Source organism: Desulfuromonas carbonis, from assembly GCF_054658035.1.
This window is the reverse complement of the sequence record NZ_BAAHXR010000002.1, coordinates 878,638-898,398: the sequence shown is the minus strand read 5'-3', so window position 1 is coordinate 898,398 and position 19,761 is coordinate 878,638. Positions and strand designations below refer to the sequence as shown.

The following is a 19,761-nucleotide window of genomic DNA, read 5'->3' as shown; positions in this document are numbered from 1 at the left end:
GCCGGCGTCGAGAAAGGTCATTCCACTCATGACCGATAAGACCGAACCTATCGCCGAAGAGATGCTCGACAGCGGGCTGTTACCCCTGCTGCCGCTGCGTGACATCGTCATCTTCCCCCACATGGTTACTCCCCTCTTCGTCGGTCGGGCGCGCTCCATCCAGGCGCTGGAATGGGCGATGGAGCGTGGCCGGGAAATCTTTCTGGCGACCCAGCTCGACCCCCGCACCGATGACCCGGAGTTCGACGACATCTACCATTCCGGCTGTGTCGGTCAGATCATCCAGCTCCTCAAACTCCCCGATGGCACTGTCAAGGTTCTGATCGAAGGGAAGGAACGGGCCAAAATCCTCGAAGTTGTCAACGGGGAGGGGTGTACCTTCGTCTCGGCGGAGCGTCTGGCCGATCTCCCGGTCGATTCCCCGGAGATCGAGGCGTTGCTGCGCAGCGTCCGCGACACCTTTGAGAGTTACATCAACCTGAGTAAAAAAGTTCCCCCGGAGATGGTGGCTTCGATCGCCGGTATCACCGAGCCGGGGCGGTTGGCCGATACGGTCATTGCCCAGGTCAGTGTGCGGATCACCGAAAAGCAGGAGCTGCTGGAACTGATCAATCCCCAGGAGCGTCTGGAACAGCTCCTCGCCATGCTCGAGCGGGAAGTCGAAATTCTGCAGATCGAGAAGAAGATTCGCAACCGCGTCAAGAGCCAGATGGAGCGCAGCCAGAAGGAGTACTACCTCAACGAGCAGATGCGGGCGATCCAGAAGGAACTCGGGGACAAGGACGAGTTCAAGCAGGAGCTGCGCGAACTCGAAGAGAAGATCAGTAAAAAACGGATGTCCCGTGAAGCCACGGAGAAATCGAACAGCGAACTGCGGAAACTGAAAATGATGTCGCCGATGTCCGCCGAGGCGACCGTCGTGCGCAACTACCTCGACTGGATGATCTCCCTCCCCTGGCGCAAGGCAAGCCGCGACCGGCTCGATCTCGCCTTTGCCGAACAGGTGTTGGAGGAGGATCATTACGGGCTGGAGCGGGTCAAGGAGCGGATCATCGAGTACCTTGCGGTCCAGGCCCTGGTCAAGAAGATCAAGGGGCCGATCCTCTGCCTGGTCGGACCTCCCGGGGTCGGCAAGACCTCGCTGGGACGCTCCGTCGCCCGTTCTCTCGGCCGGAAATTTGTCCGCATCTCTCTCGGTGGCGTCCGCGATGAGGCCGAAATCCGCGGCCATCGCCGGACCTACATCGGCGCCATGCCGGGCAAAATCATCCAGAGCCTGCGCAAGGTCGGGGTAAAAAACCCGGTCTTTTTGCTCGATGAAATCGACAAGATGAGCACCGATTTCCGCGGTGATCCGTCCTCTGCCCTGCTGGAGGTCCTCGATCCGGAACAGAACAACAGCTTCGGCGATCATTTTCTCGATGTCGAATACGACCTGTCTAGCGTCCTTTTTATCGCCACGGCGAACAATCTCTTCTCTATTCCCGGGCCGTTGCGGGACCGGATGGAAGTGATCCGCATCGAGGGGTATACCGAGGAAGAAAAGCTGAATATTTCCCGGCGCTATCTGGTGCCCAAGCAGCTCGCGGCCCATGGCCTGGCCCTTGACCAGGTTCAGTTTTCCGAAACCGCTCTCTACGAGATTATCCGCCGATACACCCGCGAGGCCGGCGTGCGCAACCTGGAACGGGAACTGGCCAACATCTGCCGCAAGATTGCACGGGAGCTGGTCAAATCAGAAGAGAAGCAGCGCCGCTTCAATGTCGCTGCCGCCCAGGTCAAGAAATATCTCGGCGTCCCCCGGTACAGTTACGGTGTTCGTGATGAGGAGAGTCGGGTCGGCATGGCCACCGGGCTGGCCTGGACCGAAGTCGGCGGTGAGTTGCTGACGATCGAGACGGCTATCCTCCCCGGCCAGGGCAAGCTGACCATCACCGGCAAGCTCGGTGAGGTGATGCGTGAATCAGCCCAGGCGGCCCTCAGTTACGTTCGTTCGCGCTGGACCGAGCTGGGCCTGGAGAAGGATTTTTACCAGAAGCTCGATATCCACATTCATGTCCCCGAGGGGGCCATCCCCAAGGACGGGCCGTCGGCCGGGATCACCATGGCAACGGCCCTGGCCTCAGCCCTTACCGGCCGTAGTGTCGACCGCGACCTGGCGATGACTGGAGAAATCACCCTGCGCGGCCGGGTTCTGCCGATTGGTGGCCTCAAGGAGAAGCTTCTGGCGGCCAGGCGGGCAGGGATTTCCAAGGTTTTAATCCCCAAGGAGAACGAAAAGAACCTGGAAGAGGTGCCGGCGCAGATACTCAAGGCACTGACTGTGACCCCGGTTGGACACATGGACGAGGTCCTGGAGAGGGCCCTGCTGGTCGACCTCCCCCTGAGCTCGCTCCCACCGGCTGAAGACTACCGCCCGGAGGCCGAAGAACCGCTCCACCATTAGGGTTGCGGCGGAAATATTCTCTTGACACTCTTTTTCCAACTCTGATATAAGTATCGCGATTTCAGCAGGGCTTTAATAATCCCTAATACGTGGAGGTATGTTGTGACGAAAGCGGATCTTGTTAATGCGATGGCAGAAAAAGCAGGTCTGAGCAAAACCGATGCCGAGAAGGCACTTAAAGCATTTGCCGATGCGGTGACCGATGCTCTCAAGGCCGGCGAGAAAGTCGCCCTGGTTGGATTCGGTACCTTCAGTGTTAGCGCTCGTGCGGCCCGTACGGGCAAAAATCCCCAGACTGGCGCCAAGATCAACATCCCTGCCGCCAAGACCCCCAAATTCAAGGCTGGCAAGGCTCTCAAGGATTCGGTCAACTAAATTGCTTCACCCCGCTGTCCTGCCACCAGCGGCTAAAAAATCAGGGAAATAGGAAACGGAAATAGCCGGCTTCGCTCCCACTTAACGACTATTTTTGTTTCCTATTTTCTGTCTAAGAAATGGGGCTGTAGTAGAGTCGGTTACAACGCCGGCCTGTCACGCCGGAGGTCGCGGGTTCGAGTCCCGTCAGCCCCGCCATTTCCTTTCCTTGTTTACTGGCTGCCGGGGCGAATAGCTCAGCTGGGAGAGCATCGGCCTTACAAGCCGAGGGTCACAGGTTCGATCCCTGTTTCGCCCACCAGTCCTCAGCGGTAGCAACAGAGTCAAACAGATATGGGGCTGTAGTAGAGTCGGTTACAACGCCGGCCTGTCACGCCGGAGGTCGCGGGTTCGAGTCCCGTCAGCCCCGCCATTTTATTGAATGCAAAGAGGAGGCGAACTCGCAATGGTTCGCCTCCTCTTTGTACTTTGGGTCTATGACTTGACTTTGCCTGAGTCGGTTCCCTATGATAACGGTTCCTGACCAATCCAATGAATCTCCCCGCAGCAAGCTACGGGGTATCAAAAGTTTAGATTGATCGCTTTCATCGAAGCAAGCTTCGGGGAATTCGACCCACCTGAGATTAAAGGAGATTATAAAATGCTTTATGCTTTTCGCGGCCTGGTTGCTCTGGTCTTTTTATGTGCCGGAATTTTTAATGTATCGGTGTTTGCTGCCGAGGCCGAAGGTGTTGCCCAGGTCGGAAGCCTGACGATCTCCAATCAGGAGATGAATCAGGCAATCCAGAAAGTTCTCCCCTTAAATGTCAGCTTTCATGGCGGTGTTTCACCGGAGAAGATTCAGGAAATCAAAAAGAAAGCCTTGGATGGTTTGGTTCAACGCGCGTTGAAAGTTCTGTACGCCCTCAGTGAGGAACTGGTTGTCGATAATGGTGAGGTTGACAGGCGTTTTCAGAAAATCCGGGACCGATTTAAATCGGAAGCTGATTTTAGGGATGCAATTGGCGCGGAGGGAGCCGGATTCCTGCGCGCCGACATTTACCGGGACCTTCTTGCTGAAAAGGCCGAAGAGGCTGCCGTTGGCAGTAAGGTCAAGGTACCGGAAACAAAAATCAAGGAGTATTACGAAACGAACAAGGCACGCTTCAAGCGCCCCAGACAATATCACGCAAGCCACATCCTGATTAAAGTCGACCCCTCATCCAACCAGGAAGAGCGTACCGTTCTGCTAGAAAAGGCCGAGGATCTTCTTGAAAAAGCCAAGGCTGGAGATGATTTTTATAACCTGGCATATTACAATTCCGATGACCGGACCCGTTACGTCGGCGGCGATCTTGGTACTTTTCATGAGGGACAGACTGTCCCTGAATTTGACGCAGCGTTAAAGTCGATGAAACCCGGTGAAATATCTGGACCCATAAAAACCATGTATGGGTATCACATAATTAAATTGTTCGAAGTCAAAGAGCCAAAGCAACTATCGTATGAAGAGATGCATGACAAGATCAAAAGCGACCTGGAAAAACAGCAACGGGAACAATTAACCAAGGATTGGATGGACGCCCTGAAAGAAAAGTATCCAGTTAAATATTATTAGGGGGTGTTGTACCTTGCTGCGCTCTTGGAGTTGGTTGGCTCTAGGCGGTCTGTTGTGCCTGGGTGGTTGTTCCTCCGGATTGTCATCCGGAGCGAGGTGGAGCAACCCTGAGATAAACCTCGCATGGCCCCAAGCTCCCTCGCCACCGCGAATCCGATTCCTGCGGACGGTTAATGAGGAGAACATTGGCGAAGGGGATGGCAGCAAAGGGAACAGGTTTTTCGAGTGGTTGGCAGGAAAGGATCGGACCCCGAGGCCGTTGGCCAATGCCTACGGGGTTGTCGCCGATGGCGAAGGACGCATCTGGGTCACCGATTCCGGGACCCCCGCTATCCATCGCTTCGACCTGACACGGGGAACGCACGAGCAGTGGCTTAGTGCTGCCAACCGGCCTCTGACCTCGCCGGTGGGAATCGCCGTCGATTCTGGCCAGGGGAGGATTTTCGTCGCCGATTCAATAGCACGAAGCGTTTCAATTTTCGACTATTCGGGGAAATGGCAGGGCTTTGTCCAGCCCAACAAACCCTTTTCCCGCCCCGGCGGTCTGGCGGTCGATTCCGCCGGGCAGCTCTATGTCGTAGATGTCCTGGAAGGGACCGTCGAGGTTTTTGACCGCAACCTGGCCTATCAGAAAACCATCCGCGGTTCCGGCCAAGGGGGAGGGTTTAATCACCCTACCGCGGTGGTGGTGGCCAAGGACGGTCGGATTTTTGTTGTTGATAGTTTGAATTTTCGCGTTGAAGTTCAGGATTCCCAAGGAAATTTTCTGGGGTACATCGGCCAGCTAGGCGACGGACCCGGGACTTTTGCCAGACCTCGTGGAATTGCCCTTGATTCGACAGGCAATATTTACGTGACTGATGCGGCATTCGATAATATCCAGGTTTTCGATTCGGAAGGGAATTTGCTGCTGTATTTCGGTCAGCCGGGACGAGGCGCCGGGCAGTTTTGTCTGCCTGCCGGGCTTTTCATGGACAACCACGATCGGCTATATGCTGTGGATGCCTGTAACTTCCGGGTACAGATCTTTCAGTACCTGGTCAGCCCCTGAAATCGAGTGGTGCCGCTGTAGCGATGGTGTTTTTCTTGCATTACCTAGCCAGGTCGGGGTGATTGCTATCCACATCCAGTTCTGCCCGTGAGACGAGATATGGTCTACCTAAAAAAAATTTTGCTGTACGGTCTGGGTTGCCTGGGGGGGGGGCTCCTGGTCCTTGGCACTGCTGACGCCGCACAGAAGCTGAGTGCAGGGACCGGCGGGGTCAACGACCATCCGCACAACCTTTCCAGCAACAGCCAAAGTGCCATCCATGCGACGTCGAATGAGAACGTGCAACAGGTTTGCGTCTTTTGCCATACGCCGCATGGTGCTTCCACCAAGGGTCCACTCTGGAACCGCAACGACCCCACGAGGCCGAGTGGCGGATTTCCCCTCTACGGCAATCTGGCGGCAATTTCCATCGACGAAATTCCCGCGGCCAAGTATACCAATACCGATCCCACCATCGAGTACCCGAACGGGGCGTCGCGACTTTGCCTTTCCTGCCATGACGGGGTTTCTGCGGTCGGCGAAGTCATCAGTCGGGGCACAATTGCCAACTTGACCATGTCCGCTCAGGGGACGATCGACTTGACGACCTCCCACCCGATTTCCTTTGTCTACGACGGGACCGTGCAAGGTACCCTGAGCGCTGTCGTCGGCAAAGGTAACTATATCGAGCCCCCAATAGAGTACCTGGATAAGGAAAAGCGAATGCAGTGCACCACCTGCCATGATCCCCACAACGACACGCGAAACGCCAGTTACGACCTCCCCATGTGGGCCCATTACACCAACGATGCCAGTGCTGTTAGCGATTATGACACGACCTGTAATGCCTGCCACGGACCGGCGTTCTCTTCCGGAGGTCTTCCCGCCGGAGGTGGGGTCGGGGCGGGGCATAACACCTTCTGACCATGACCAATTTTCGTCGACGGAATCTGATGCCTAAATTTGCGCTTTTTGCCCTGCTGCTTATAGTCGCGCCCTGGGCTGCGTTTGCCGCTCCCGGGGCCAGCATGCTGCAGGGTGTACACGGCGACAAGACCCTGCTGCCAAAATCCTGTCGTGCCTGCCACCGGGGGATGTCCATGAGCATTTCCGGAGAGGAGCAGGCCTGCCTCGTTTGCCACGGCGACAGCCAGGGACGTCAGGAGATGAGCCGCCGGGGCTACCTGAAGTCGGAGGGGGCCGGGGCCTTGCGGGATATCGGTGCGGAATTGCGTAAACCATACAACCATCCGGTTTTGGCGACCAGTGGGGTGCATCAGGCCAACGAGGCGCTTCCCGAGGAGTTGGTGAATGCGGCGCGGCACGCCGAATGTGTGGATTGTCACGAGCCGCACCAGCTGGATCGTGACACCCCCTTCCGGGGGCTTTCCGGAAAGCGGGTCGGTAATTTCACAGTCGAACTTACCGAAGAGTACGAACTTTGTTACAAGTGTCACGCCGAGAGTGCCAACCTGCCGTCCGATTCTTCCAACAAACACGCAGAATTTTCCGTTACGAACACCTCCTTCCATCCGATCGAAGGGGAGGGGCGAAATGCGTATGTGATCAGCCTCAAAACTCCCTACGCAACGCGTCAGGAGAAGCCTGGTGACATTTCTGTCATCTCGTGCCGGGATTGTCATGGGAATGACGACTCGGCCGGTCCCAAGGGACCGCATGGGTCGAATTACAGGGGTCTGCTCGTTAACAATTATGAGATGGAAGACGAACGGCCCGAGAGCGAGTTCGCCTACGCCCTGTGCTACAAGTGCCACAGCCGGACGAGTATCCTCGGTAATGAAAGTTTCCCTTATCATGCGCTTCATATTAAGGGTAACGTGGCAACTGGGAAACTTGGGACGACCTGTTTTTCCTGCCATGACGCCCATGGTAGCAACCGATATCAATTTCTGATTTCTTTTAACAAAGACTTCGTGCAGCCCAATGCCGACAACAAGCTCGAGTTTAATGCCCAGGGGGTGGCCAGCAGGCACGGCAGCTGTCTGTTGAACTGCCATGGCGTCGAACACAACCCGAAAAGTTATTGACGCAAAGGCTGTTTTGAATTTTTTTAACGGCCGGTCGGATACTATTCCGACCGGCCGTTTTGCAAGGTTTCTATTCAATTCCCGGTGGATTTGTGATATCTTTTCGACCCTATGCCAACCTACCTCTGTAAGCTCGGCACCGTCGACGGCCGGGTCCTCGAGAAAGAGTTCGAGGCCAGCAACCAGGAGCTGCTCCGGGAGAACCTCGAGACGCAGGGTTTCTTTGTCTTCCGGATCCGGAAGCGGCTCTTTCGTTCCCTGATACCGGCCCAGCTTTTCAGACGCCGTCTCAACAGCCGGCGTTTTTTGGCCCTCAACCAGGAACTCCTGGTCCTGTTGCGGTCGGGCTTGCCCATTCTTCAGGTCCTCGATGTCCTCATCGAGCGGATGGAGCCCGGGCTCATGCTCGACCTGTTCCGGGAGGTGCGGGAGGATATCAAGGGGGGCAGTTCCCTCTCCGAGTCTTTCGGAAAATTTCCGAAAATCTTTCCCCCTCTTTACATTGCGTCTTTCAAAGCGGGGGAAAAGACTGGCGATCTGGTGCTGACCCTGGGGCGATTCATTGCCTATCAGAAGCGGATCGAGGTGCTCAAGGGGAAGATCCGCAGCGCATCATTCTATCCGCTGCTGGTAACGATCGCGGTGGTGGCGGTACTCTCGTTCCTGATCTTCTACGTCATCCCCAGCTTTACCCAGATTTACGCCGATGCCAATGTGGAACTCCCCCTGGCGACCCGTCTCCTGATCGGGTTTTCCAAGGGGGCGGTCCGCTCGTTGCCGGTAACCCTTCCCCTGCTCGCCGCCGTCGCCCTCCTCCTGCGCGGGTTCCTGCGCACCGAAAGAGGGGGGCTGCTGGTCGACCGCGCACGGCTGGTCCTCCCTTTTTTCGGCGGGCTCTTTGCCGATTATGCCCTCTCCAGTTTCTGCCGCACCCTCGGCACGACCCTTTCGAGCGGGATTCCGATGGTGCCGGCCCTGCGCATGTCCGGCGGCACGCTCAACAACCGGGTTCTTGAACGGAGCCTCGGCCTGGTCGTCCGTCGGGTCGAGGAGGGGACGTCGCTCTCGGCCGCTCTTGAGCCGAGCCGCATCTTCCCCTTGATCGCCCTGCGTATGGTCGGGATTGGCGAGACGAGCGGCGCCCTGGCCGAAATGCTCACCGATGTAGCCGATTTTTATGAGGGCGAAGTCGAGAAACGGCTCGATCGGTTGACAACCATGATCGAGCCGCTGATGATGCTCGGCATGGGTCTTTTGGTGGGCGGCGTCGTCGTCGCCATGTATTTGCCGATCTTCCAGATGGCCGGTACCGTCCGTTGATAATTTCGGAGCAGGAATGAATTTCCAGCGCAGAAAACTCGGTGAAATTCTGGTCGAGGCGGGCGCCATTACGCCGGCGGAGGTCGACCTGATCCGTGCCCAGCAGGAGCTGCACGGCAAGCGTTTCGGCGAAACCGGCGTCGCCGAGGGGTTCTTCAGCGAGGACTTGCTCGCGCAATCGCTGGCCCAGCAGTTTGGCCTGGAGTTTCTCGATCTCGGGACCTTTATCCCGGACCCCGAACTGCTGGGCGAACTTGCGCCCGGGTTGGCGCTGCGCTTCCATTTCATACCGGTGCGGCGGGAAGCCGGCCGGCTGGTGGTCGCGGTCGCGGACCCCACGGATGTGCTTTCCCTCGATGAACTCGAAGCCCAGCTCGGCCAGCCCCTGACCCTGATGGTGACGGCCAGGGACCGCATCGACCGCTTCCTCGAAAAGGGAGAGGCCGGCTCCAAGCGGGTCTTGCGCGAAGTCTCCGAGGACTTCAAGCTGCAGCTGGTGAAGGAGACCGACAAGGGCGAAGAGGTCCTCTCCATCGAGAAACTGACCGCCGACACCAGCCCGATAATCCGCCTGATCGATTCCACCCTCTATGACGCCCTGGTCAAGCGGGCGAGTGACATCCATATCGAATCGAGCCAGGAAGGAGTCATCATCAAGTACCGCGTCGACGGCGTCCTTTACCGCGCCACCGAGCCCCTCGATGGCCGCTTCCAGAGCCCGATCATCTCCCGTATCAAGGTCATGAGCGAACTCGACATCTCGGAACGGCGCATCCCCCAGGATGGCCGCTTCAAGGTCCGGATCGGCGGCAAGTCGATCGACTTTCGGGTTTCGATCATGCCGAGTATCTTTGGTGAAGATGCGGTTATCCGTATCCTCGACAAGGAGTCGATCGCGGCCGACCTCAAAGGGCTGACCCTGGAGGCCCTCGGCTTTACCGAGCGGGAACTGGTACGGTTCCGGCGCAAGATCCGTGAACCCTACGGCATGGTGCTGGTCACCGGTCCGACCGGCAGCGGCAAAACTACCAGTCTTTACGCCGCCCTCCTCGAAATCAACAACGAGGAAGAGAAGATCATCACCATCGAGGACCCGGTTGAATACCAGGTCAAGGGGGTGGTGCAGATTCCGGTCAATGAAAAGAAGGGTTTGACCTTCGCCCGCGGGTTACGCTCGATTCTGCGCCATGACCCGGACAAGATCATGGTCGGCGAGATCCGCGACCCCGAGACCGCCCAGATCGCTGTGCAGTCGGCCCTGACCGGGCATCTGGTCTTTACCACGGTTCACGCCAATAACGTCTTTGATGTGCTTGGCCGTTTCCTCCATATGGGGATTGACGCCTACAATTTCGTCTCCTGTCTCAACTGCGTGGCGGCCCAGCGCCTGGTGCGCAAAATCTGTCCCCATTGCCGGCAGCAGGTTCCGGCCGATCCGCAGCTTTTGCTCGATTCGGGTCTCAAGATCGAGGCGATGGCCGACCAGGTGTTTTTCGAGGGGGCAGGTTGCTCCGAATGCCACGGCACCGGCTACATGGGACGCAGCGCCATCGTCGAACTGCTGGAATTGACCGACGAGATTCGCGAATTGATTATCACCCGGGCTCCGGTGACCGAATTAAAGCGGGCGGCCAAAGCCTGCGGCACAGTTTTTCTGCGGGATGCGGCTCTGGAAAAGGTCTTTTCCGGCATCACCACCCTGCGTGAAATCAACCGGGTGACCTTTGTCGAACCGACGGAGAGTCTATGATCCGCCGCACCTATCTCGGCCTCGATATCCGCAGCGGTGAGTTGCGCGCGGTCGCCCTGCACCGCCATGGCCGCTCCGGGCGATTGACCAACGGCCGCCTGCTGCCGTTGCGTGATGGCCTGCTCCGGCCGGCCCTGCGGGGCGCCAATATCCCGGACCGGAGGCTCTTTGTCAAGGCGCTGCAGGAGGTGTTGCACCCCCTTGCCGGCACGGAAGAACGGGTTGCAGTCTCCCTGCCGGAGGGGGCCGGCCGACTCTTGCTGACCGAGGTAGGGGAGACCTTCCGTTCGCGCGAAGAGGGGGTGGAGATTCTTCGCTGGCAACTGAAAAACCAGCTCCCCGGGGAAGCCAAGGAGGTTCATCTCGATTATCAGTCGATCGGGCCGGGGCAGAACGGGCGCACCCGGCTGTTGGTCGGTCTGGTCGCCCAGGATGTCCTGCTCGATTACGAGGAGACCCTCGCCGCGGCCGGCTACGGGGCGCAACTGATCGATTTTCATCCTCTCAACGTTTACAATTTCTATCGGCCGCGACTTGAAATGGGGAATGATTTCATTCTGGTCGGGGTCGACCGGCAGACGCTCTCGCTCCAGGTTTACCAGGACCGTGCCCTGGCTTTCTACCGGGCCCGGGATGTGGAGAGCAGCCCGACCCGGGTGTTCCAGGAACTGGCCCGTTCCCTCGCCGGGCAAAGCGAGAAAATCCCTGGCAGCGGCCGCGCCCCGGTTTTCCTCCATTGCGACTGGCCGGAAACCGGTGACGTTTCCGCTGCGGTTGATTCGGCCTTCGGTCGCGAATCAACCCTGCTGGATGTCAATCTCCAACAACTGGCCACCGGTGCTCTCGACCTCCCACCCTGGCGGGCGCGCGGATTGGCCGCGGCTATCGGCGTTGCGGAACGACTTCTTTGAGGTAAGGGGATGAATCCAAGTCTGAACCTGGCGACCAAAACCTACCTGAACCGCCGCCTGCTCTATGCCGGCTATGGGGTGGCGATGCTGCTTCTGCTGATATTGCTGGCGGGGCTGGGAGCTTATTTCTGGAGTTGCTGGCAGGAGAGCCAAAAACTGCGCGCAGCTATTGTCCAGATGGAGCGGGCAGCGCAGCCTGAAGTGGGTACTGCCGAAGTTCGCTTTTCCGCTGAGGAGTACCAGCGCCTGCGGGAACGGATTGCCTTTTTTAATGGTGTTCTGGCCAAGGATACCTTTCGCTGGACCGACCTCCTCGGGCGCCTGGAGAGGCTGGTTCCGGCGGGGATCGGGTTGCGCAGTATCCAGCCTGACTTTCGTGGCCGCTCGCTAAGAATCTCCGGCCTCGCCCGCAACCTTGACAAACTGCAGAATTTCCTCGATCGCCTGCTGGCGTCCGAGGATATTGCAGCGGTTTACCTGCTCAACCAGGCCCGCATTGAACCGGGCCGGGGGCAGACCGGGGGGGGGGAGGAACTGAGCTTCTCCCTGGTCCTCGAAGGAGCCTTTTGACATGGTCCGGGAATCGCTCTGGGCGGCTATCTGGCGCACCAACCGCGTGTTGCCAATACTAATCGGCATCCTGTTGCTGGTGAGTCTTGCCGCGGCAGCTGTGGCATTCTGGTACGTCGGCCCGCAGCTGGCTGCCCTGGAGAACGACTTTCTCCGTGCCCAGCAGAATTATCGTGACGCCCGCAAGTCCGGAGAGGTTGACGAATCACCCCAGGGGCTCTTCCGGCGCGGTCTTGCCGACCTGCAAACCTTGGCGGCGGCTATTCCCGATCGGACCGACTTCACCGGCCTGATCGGCGATCTCTTCGCGATGGCGGGTCAGTCCAGGCTTGCCATCGACCGGGTCAATTACGACCCCGCCCCGGTCAAGGGCGAGGAGGAGTTGCTCAGCTACACCGTCTCCTTCACGGTGACCGGCGATTACGGGCAGGTCAAAAAGTTCATCTACCTTATTGAGCATTCCCCGCGTCTGGTGGCCATCGAGGAATTGAACCTGAATACTTCTTCAGGAGCAGAGCGCCCCGACCAGATCAACCTCGGGCTGCGGTTGACGACCTATTTTCGGAAGCCGGCACCATGAAGCGAAAACCACTTATTCTCCTGCTGCTGCTCATCTGTCTCGGGCTCTCCATCGCCTACAGCTACTGGGCTTCTCCGCGTCAGGAACGCATTCCCCGGCAGAACCCGCCCGGCAAGGAACGTCCCTTGCCAACCCGGCTGACCACGCCCAAGGGCGATCCGGCCGTCGACGATACCCATCTTCACCTGGAGCTGTTCCAGGTAAATGAGGGGACGTTCCCCGGGTACAAGCGGAATATTTTTGGCAGCGTCGAACCGCCGCCACCGCCCCCCCCGCCACCGCCGAAGGTCGTCAGTGCCCCGGTCGTCGCGGCACCGCCACCTCCGCCGCCACCGCAGCCCACCCCGGTGGTGCAACGGGAGCTGGCGCGCTTCAGGTTTCTCGGTTATCTCGAAAAGGATCAGGAAAAGACTGTATTTCTAAGTCGTGACAAGGATCTTTATCTGGTAAAGAAAGGGACGCGTTTCGGTGATCGGCAGGAATTCACTGTCGGCGAACTGACTGCCACCAGGTTGGTAATCCAGGTGGCCGGCGACAGCCGTAAGATCGAGATCGAACTGGCCGAGAATCAGCCCCTGATCCCCCAATTCGGTACCGGTGGCGGAAATAAGACAGGACGCAGCCCGACCCCGGGGTCGCGGATTAACCCGCGGATGTTGTTGCCGGTGCGGCCATCAGCGACCACCATGCCGGTCATGACCGGGAGCGAAGAGGCTCCTGCCGTCGAGCCACTCCCCGATATTACCGTTCCTCCCGTCGAGGAGGGATTGCCCCCGGATAGCCCTTTGCCGGAATCTCCGGTCAAGGCGAATGAGGTTGGCCAATGATAAAACCAGCATCAAGCGTGTTTTGCGTTCTGTTCGTGTTACTTGCCCTGCTGCTTGGCGGTTGCGCGGCCAAGAAGTCTTTCGTCGCCGGCGAGGACTTGATGGCCCAGGGCCAATACGATGCGGCGGTTGAAAAGTATCTGGCTGCTGCCAGCGGGGACCCGGATACCGACGAGTACCGGGTCAAACTCGCCAACGCCCGGGCCAAGGCGGGTTGGGCACATCTTCAAAAGGGGCGGGAATTATCCGCCGGGAACGAATTGAATGCTGCTGTCGATGAATTCCGCCGCTCCATCAGCTATGACCCTAGTCTCGCGGTCGCCGGGCTGGAGCTCAAGCAGGCGGAGGCGCGGATCCAGGCCGGACTGCTCATTGACGAAGCCGAGGATTTTTACCGGCAGCGCCGTTTTGCCCCGGCCCGGAAAAACCTGCAACAGGCGCTGATTCTTGACCCGGAGAACCTCCGCGCCCGCACCCTGCTCGAAAAGGTCCAAAGCTCCGGGGGAACCATCCTGGATGGCCAGGAACTCGATGTTGCTTCGGACAAACCGATCACCCTCAAGTTTAAGGATGCGCAGATCAAGGAGGTCTTCAGCATCCTCTCCAAGCTCTCTGGGATCAATTTCCTTTTCGACGAAGATACCAAGGAGCAGAAGGTCACCGTCTTTCTCGAGGACGCCAGTTTTGCCCAGGCCCTCGAACTGCTGCTGAAGATGAACAACCTCGGCAAGCGGGTGCTCAACCCGAAGACCGTGATCATCTACAGCAGCAGCAAGGACAAGGAGAAGCAGTACCAGGACCAGCTGATCCAGACCTTCTATCTTTCCAACATCGATGCCAAGAAGGCGGTCAACCTGCTGCGGACGATGCTGCAACTGCGCAAGATCTATGTCCACGAAGAATTGAACGCCCTGGTGATCCGCGATACGCCCGATGTCATCCGGTTGGCGCAGCAGATAATCGAGGCCGCCGATCGCGGCGATGCCGAGGTCATTTATGAGCTGGAACTGGTCGAGATCAGCCACACCGACAACCTCGATATCGGCGCCCGGCTGAAAAGCTATGGCACCAGTTTCGGCTTCGTCAACCCGGGTGAGACCTCCATCGGGGACAGCATCACCGTCAACGGTATGAGCGGGCTGCGCAACCTCGATTTTCTCTACACCATTCCCTCTGCCACCTTCAATTTGCAGAAGACCCTGACCGATTCGGAGATTCTGGCCAACCCGAAGATCCGGGTGCGCAACAAGGAGAAGGCCAAGGTTCATATCGGCTCGCGCGAACCGGTCATCACTGTCACCACCACCGGGACTGATACCCGTTCCGACAATATCCAGTACGTCGATGTCGGGGTCAAGGTCGAGGTCGAGCCAAGCGTGCAGCTGGACAATACCGTGATCACCAAGCTCGGGCTCGAAGTCAGCAACGTCACCAACCGAATGACCACCGATAATGGTACCCTGGCGCTGACCATCTCCACCACCAACGCCAACACCTCCCTCACCCTCAAGGACGGGGAAACGACCATTCTCGGTGGCCTGATCCGTGACGATTACTCCAAGACCAAAAATACCTTTCCGTTCCTCGGCCGGATTCCTCTGGTGGGCGACCTCCTCTCCGGCCACAAGCGCGACAAGACCAAGCGCGAGATCCTGCTTTCGATCACCCCCCATATCGTCAAGGCCCTCGAATTGCCCAGGTCGGATGTCGCCAGCATCTGGTCGGGTGGGGAGGATGACTTGAAGGCGGGGCCGAACTTCAGCGCCTTCGCTGCGCCGCTCGAGGCACAGCAGAATAAAACCGCGCCCCCTCCCGCTCCTGGGCGCAACCCGGTTACTCAGGGGGCTGCTGTTCCTGGTGAAGCTGAGTTCTCCGTGTCCTCATTACCTGCAACTCCGGCGCAGCCGTTGCAGCCTGCGGTCACTTCTCCGGCAGGGGCAGGGCTGGAAGGTCCACCTCCAGCCACAATGAGCCCGGGCAACCCTGAGTCCGCTCTTCCCGTGCTGCCCCCACCCCAGGAGCCGCCGGCCATGATGGAAGTTCCCCAGGCTCAGATGCCGGCCGCCGCCAGTCTGCCGCTCGCGCTGCCCCCCCCTGGGACGGAAGGCAAACCCCTACCTCCCGGGAATGTCCCCGAGGTGACCCTGCCTCCCCTTGAATTGGCACCTGCCCCAGCCGAGGCGCGGATTTTTCTGAAGGGGCCTGGCCTGGTCACGGTTGGAGAGGAGTTTGTCGTCGAGGTTGCTGTGGATGCAATGCAGAACCTTTACAGTGCTCCCTTCTTTCTGTTCTTCCCTCCGGAGCTCTGCAGTTTCGTACGGGCCGAGGAAGGAGAGTTCCTCGGCGCCAGTGGCGCGAGCACGATCTTCACCTCCAGCGCCAATCGCGACAAGGGGCAGCTGATCATCGGTACCAAGCAGGGGGCCGCCGGAACCGGTTCCTCCGGCGCCGGAATCCTGGCACGGGTAGTTTTCACCGCCCAGGCCGTAGGCCGGGGCGAGATCACCCTCGATCGGGTGAATTTCCGGGACCCGGCCGGAAACCGGTTGTCAGTAGTGACCGACGGACTGCCGATCGAGGTGCGCTAGCTTGTCAATGCCCCGGCCTTTTTTTTCGCGAAGGGGTCAGCAAGGCCTGACCCTGCTCGAACTGTTGATCGCCATGGCTATCCTCGGCGTCCTCGCCTCGGCGATTCTGCCGATGGCCGAGGTCACAGTGACCCGGACCAGGGAACTGGAACTGCGTCGCTCCCTGCGCATGATCCGGGTCGCTATCGACGAATACAAAGCCGATTTCGATAAGGCAAAGGCGGAGAACAAGATCATTACCTCGGTCAATGAAACCGGCTACCCGAAAAGCCTGGAGGACCTGGTCGAGGGGAAGGAATGGGGAGATCTCTACCCCTTCCCGCGCAAATATCTGCGGCGCATTCCCGTCGACCCCTTCGATACCTATGGTCAGGGGTGGGGCCTGCGGGCCTACACCGATGAACCTGACTCGACGGTTTGGGGGGGGGAGGATGTTTACGATGTCTATTCCCAGAGTGATGCCACTGCGCTCGATGGCACGCCCTATAACAGTTGGTAGATCTGCGATGAAATTCAACATTTTACCTTGTAGTTGCAAACGCGGATTCACGCTGATCGAACTGTTGATCGTCATGACGATCATCGGCATCCTCGCCAGCATTGTTGTTCCCAACTACAAGACCAGCCTGATCAGGTCCCGGGAAACGGTCCTGATGGAAGATCTTTATCAGATGCGGCGCTCCATTGACGGCTATTTTGCCGATCACTCCCGCTATCCTGATTCACTCAACGAGTTGGTCGATGCCCGCTATTTGCGGGATATCCCGGTCGACCCCTTTACCCGCTCCGCCGATACCTGGGTGATCGAGCCACCCCAACCGACCCCGGAGGGGGCGCTGGCCGAAGGGGGTGTTTTCGATGTCCGCAGCGGGAGTGACCTGGTCGGACTCAATGGCATTCCGTACAACGAGTGGTAGGGCGATGATCCAGCTCTTCAACATCTGCAAGGCCTACCAGAAAGACGCCTCGGCGTTGTCCGATATCTCCCTCAAGGTTCCCAAAGGCGATTTCATCTACATTACCGGGGCCTCGGGCGCCGGCAAATCAACCTTGCTCAAGCTTCTCTACGCGGCTGAAAAACCGAGTCGCGGCCAGATCCTGATCAATGGGCTCAATGTCACCCGCATGGGGCCCGGCCGCATTCCTTATTTGCGGCGGCAACTCGGCATCGTCTTTCAGGATTTCAAGCTGATCCCGACCCGTACCATCTTCGAAAATGTGGCCTTTCCCCTTGAGGTCCAGGGGCGCAAACGCTTCGAGGTCAGTAAAAAGGTCTATCAAACCCTCAAACAGGTCGGTCTGGAGCACAAGCTGCACCGCCGCCCCCTCGAATTGTCCGGTGGCGAACAACAACGGGCAGCCATTGCCCGGGCGCTGGTCGTCGACCCCCTGGTTCTGCTGGCCGATGAGCCGACCGGCAACCTTGATCCGGAAATCACTCTCGATATCATGGAGCTATTCAAAGGGGCGAATGCCCGCGGTACCACGGTCCTGATCGCCACCCACGACCGGGCGATGATCAGCCGATTTCCCCGCCGGCAGATCATTCTCGATCAGGGTCGCCTGGTGGAAGACCGTACTCCCTAGATTTTTAACCGGCGCGGCAGGGGTCGAATCCGCCGCTTGCAAAAGGAACCTGGAGTGCTGGAACGGAGTCTCTACCTCTTGCGACGGGCCTTGCGCAACATTCGGCAAAGCCCGGTGTTGTGCGGCGCCGCAATTGGCACGGTGGCCGTCGCCCTGACCATCCTCGCCTTTTTCGGCATCCTCGTCCTGAATATCCAGAAACTGACCAGCCAGTGGAGTCAGCAAGTCCAGGTGGTCGCTTATCTTGACCAGGTTCCGGCACCCTCCGTTCTGGAGTCCTGGAAGAAATCGATCGCCGCTCTTCCTGAGGTGGATCGGGTCGTTTTCGTCAGTCGCGGCACCGCCCTCGAACGTTTTCGCCAACGGCTTGGCGCCGATGCCTCCCTGCTGGAAGGTGTCGAGGAGGACATCCTGCCCGCCTCGCTTGAAATCGGCCTGCGTCCCGAGGCCCGCAATCGTGCCGGCGCGGAGGTGGTGGTGGCGGCGCTGCGAGACCGGTTGGGGCTGGCCGATCTTCGTTACGGGCAGGACTGGCTCGACCGCTTTGAGGCGTTTCTCACCCTATTGCGCACCGGCTTTCTGGTCCTCGGCGGCTTTTTGCTCTTTGCCGCCCTCTTTATCGTCGCCAACACCATCAAACTGACGCTTTATGCGCGCAAGGATGAATTGGAAGTCATGGCGCTGGTGGGGGGGACCCCCTGGTTTATCAAGACCCCCTTTCTTCTCGAGGGCGGTATCCAGGGGTTGTGCGGCGGCGGCCTGGCCCTGGCCGGTGCGGCGCTGGTGTTTCACGGTTTCCTGCAACAGGGGCTGAGTACCCTGCTGCTGGCGGCAGGGGTTGACGGCATTACCTTTCTCCCCCCGATCTACCAGTTGTTTCTGGTTGGGCTCGGGGTCTTCCTCGGGGTGGCCGGCAGCCTGCTCTCCCTGCGCCGCCTGGTACGGGCCTGATGCGGTTGCACGGCGGTGCCCGGGGGAGGCGTATTGGCGTCGGCCTGCTCCTCCTGGTCCTGCTCGCCCCAGGGCCGCTCCGGGCCGATGAGCTGACGACAACCAGGCAGCGACTTGCCGAGATCGAGCGACGGATTGAAACTACGGCGGCAAACGCCGCCGAAAAAAAGGATCGGGAGAAACACCTTGCCGCGGACCTGGCGACCCTTGAGGAGGAACAGGGCCGGCTCGAAAAGCGCATTCGTGAGCGGCAGGTTTCGCTGCGGCAGCTGAGTGCCCGGATCGGTACCGAAGAGCAACTCGTCGCGGAAATCAAGCGATCGGTCACCGCCCTGGCAGCAAAGGTCCGGCAACGCCTGGTCGGCCTCTACAAGTCGGGTGATGGCGGCCTGCTGCGGGTCCTCTTCGGGGCAACCTCACCCGCCAGTCTGGCCGAAGACTATGACTTCCTGGGACGGATCATCGGCCGGGACCGGCAGCTGATTGCCGGCTACCGGGACACGTTGCAGCAGCAGGAAGCGGGCCTGCAGCGCCTGGCGCAGCTCAAACGGCAGGAAGAGGCCAGCCTGGCAGCGAGCCGGCGGGAACAGCAAACGTTGAAGGCAGCTGGAGCGCTCAAGGCGCGCCTGGTTGCCGAGTTGCGCCAGGAACGGGCCGGCCTCGAGCGGGAACTGGCCGATCTGCGCGAACGGGCGGAGCGGCTGGTGGCCCTGGTCAAAAGGCTTGAATCCACCAAAGGTGCCGAGTATAGTGGCGATTCACACTTGTTTGTCCAGCAGCAGGGCCGTCTTGCCTGGCCGTTGCCGGGTCCGGTGGAGGTCAGTTTCGGGACCGGAAGGAACCCGCAACTGGGTACCCTGCACGACAGCCAGGGGATTGAAATTGGCTGCCGGGCGGGCGAGGAAGTGCGGGCCATCTGGGCGGGGCGGGTTATTTTCGCCAATTGGTTCAAGGGCTACGGCCGGCTGCTGATCATCGATCACGGGGAGAGTTACTATTCGCTCTATGCCCAGGCGGCCAGCCTGACCAAGCAGGTCGGTGACCAGGTGGAGCGGGGCGAGGTTGTGGCGCTGACCGGGTACGAAGGCGCCCGCCGCTTCTATTTTGAAATCCGTCACAGCGGCACCCCCCTTGACCCGGAAGCCTGGCTGGCACCCCACCAAAATCACTGAGTCCGGAGG

18 protein-coding genes and 3 tRNA genes are annotated in these 19,761 nt (G+C 59.2%); all 21 read left to right on the top strand.

The window, feature by feature from the left end; genetic code table 11:
- Nucleotides 1-28 precede the first annotated feature (28 nt).
- The 21 genes from lon to ACYQ8E_RS06455 all read left to right on the top strand — a co-directional run bounded on the left by lon (nt 29) and on the right by ACYQ8E_RS06455 (nt 19,752).
- Entirely contained in the window at nt 29-2,446 is a 2,418-nt protein-coding gene (gene lon / locus ACYQ8E_RS06555; protein ID WP_066727740.1) for an endopeptidase La, read from the top strand.
- A gap of 102 nt (nt 2,447-2,548) precedes the next feature.
- Entirely contained in the window at nt 2,549-2,821 is a 273-nt protein-coding gene (locus ACYQ8E_RS06550; protein WP_066727739.1) for an HU family DNA-binding protein, read from the top strand.
- 121 nt (nt 2,822-2,942) lie between these two features.
- Nucleotides 2,943-3,019 (top strand) — tRNA-Asp (locus ACYQ8E_RS06545).
- Between the two features lie 27 nt (nt 3,020-3,046).
- A tRNA-Val gene (locus ACYQ8E_RS06540) sits at nt 3,047-3,122 on the top strand.
- Nucleotides 3,123-3,156: 34 nt separating this feature from the next.
- Nucleotides 3,157-3,233: transfer RNA gene (locus tag ACYQ8E_RS06535), tRNA-Asp, on the top strand.
- A gap of 162 nt (nt 3,234-3,395) precedes the next feature.
- Nucleotides 3,396-4,418: a peptidylprolyl isomerase gene (locus ACYQ8E_RS06530; RefSeq protein ID WP_157471883.1), complete on the top strand. Its 1,023-nt coding sequence runs from the start codon at nt 3,396-3,398 to the stop codon at nt 4,416-4,418.
- A 259-nt stretch (nt 4,419-4,677) separates the two neighbouring features.
- Entirely contained in the window at nt 4,678-5,469 is a 792-nt protein-coding gene (locus ACYQ8E_RS06525) for a 6-bladed beta-propeller (RefSeq protein ID WP_066727737.1), read from the top strand.
- Nucleotides 5,470-5,568: 99 nt separating this feature from the next.
- Nucleotides 5,569-6,372 (top strand): hypothetical protein, encoded by an 804-nt coding sequence (locus ACYQ8E_RS06520; RefSeq protein WP_066727736.1) that lies wholly within the window; start codon nt 5,569-5,571, stop codon nt 6,370-6,372.
- A gap of 2 nt (nt 6,373-6,374) precedes the next feature.
- Nucleotides 6,375-7,496: a cytochrome c3 family protein gene (locus ACYQ8E_RS06515; protein ID WP_082820329.1), complete on the top strand. Its 1,122-nt coding sequence runs from the start codon at nt 6,375-6,377 to the stop codon at nt 7,494-7,496.
- 111 nt (nt 7,497-7,607) lie between these two features.
- On the top strand, nt 7,608-8,816 hold the full coding sequence (locus tag ACYQ8E_RS06510) for a type II secretion system F family protein (protein WP_066727734.1): 1,209 nt from the start codon (nt 7,608-7,610) through the stop codon (nt 8,814-8,816).
- Nucleotides 8,817-8,832: 16 nt separating this feature from the next.
- Nucleotides 8,833-10,566, top strand: a complete 1,734-nt coding sequence (locus tag ACYQ8E_RS06505) for a GspE/PulE family protein (protein WP_066727733.1) — start codon at nt 8,833-8,835, stop codon at nt 10,564-10,566.
- On the top strand, nt 10,563-11,477 hold the full coding sequence (locus tag ACYQ8E_RS06500) for a type IV pilus biogenesis protein PilM (protein WP_066727732.1): 915 nt from the start codon (nt 10,563-10,565) through the stop codon (nt 11,475-11,477). The genes ACYQ8E_RS06505 and ACYQ8E_RS06500 overlap by 4 nt, the downstream gene beginning before the upstream one ends.
- Before the next feature lie 9 nt (nt 11,478-11,486).
- Entirely contained in the window at nt 11,487-12,047 is a 561-nt protein-coding gene (locus ACYQ8E_RS06495; RefSeq protein ID WP_066727731.1) for a PilN domain-containing protein, read from the top strand.
- Between the two features lies 1 nt (nt 12,048).
- Nucleotides 12,049-12,627, top strand: a complete 579-nt coding sequence (gene pilO, locus ACYQ8E_RS06490; RefSeq protein ID WP_066727730.1) for a type 4a pilus biogenesis protein PilO — start codon at nt 12,049-12,051, stop codon at nt 12,625-12,627.
- Nucleotides 12,624-13,454: a hypothetical protein gene (locus ACYQ8E_RS06485; RefSeq protein WP_066727729.1), complete on the top strand. Its 831-nt coding sequence runs from the start codon at nt 12,624-12,626 to the stop codon at nt 13,452-13,454. The genes pilO and ACYQ8E_RS06485 overlap by 4 nt, the downstream gene beginning before the upstream one ends.
- A 17-nt stretch (nt 13,455-13,471) precedes the next feature.
- A complete protein-coding gene (locus ACYQ8E_RS06480; RefSeq protein ID WP_066727728.1) occupies nt 13,472-16,042 on the top strand; it encodes a secretin N-terminal domain-containing protein in 2,571 nt (856 codons plus the stop codon).
- 7 nt (nt 16,043-16,049) lie between these two features.
- Nucleotides 16,050-16,541, top strand: coding sequence for a type II secretion system protein (locus tag ACYQ8E_RS06475; RefSeq protein WP_066727727.1), 492 nt, complete (start codon nt 16,050-16,052; stop codon nt 16,539-16,541).
- 7 nt (nt 16,542-16,548) lie between these two features.
- A complete protein-coding gene (locus tag ACYQ8E_RS06470; protein ID WP_066727726.1) occupies nt 16,549-16,959 on the top strand; it encodes a type IV pilin protein in 411 nt (136 codons plus the stop codon).
- Between the two features lie 4 nt (nt 16,960-16,963).
- Nucleotides 16,964-17,629: a cell division ATP-binding protein FtsE gene (gene ftsE / locus ACYQ8E_RS06465; RefSeq protein WP_066727725.1), complete on the top strand. Its 666-nt coding sequence runs from the start codon at nt 16,964-16,966 to the stop codon at nt 17,627-17,629.
- Between the two features lie 54 nt (nt 17,630-17,683).
- A complete protein-coding gene (gene ftsX, locus ACYQ8E_RS06460) occupies nt 17,684-18,580 on the top strand; it encodes a permease-like cell division protein FtsX (protein WP_066727724.1) in 897 nt (298 codons plus the stop codon).
- Nucleotides 18,580-19,752, top strand: a complete 1,173-nt coding sequence (locus tag ACYQ8E_RS06455; RefSeq protein ID WP_066727723.1) for a murein hydrolase activator EnvC family protein — start codon at nt 18,580-18,582, stop codon at nt 19,750-19,752. Before ftsX ends, ACYQ8E_RS06455 begins: the two co-directional genes overlap by 1 nt.
- Nucleotides 19,753-19,761 lie beyond the last annotated feature (9 nt).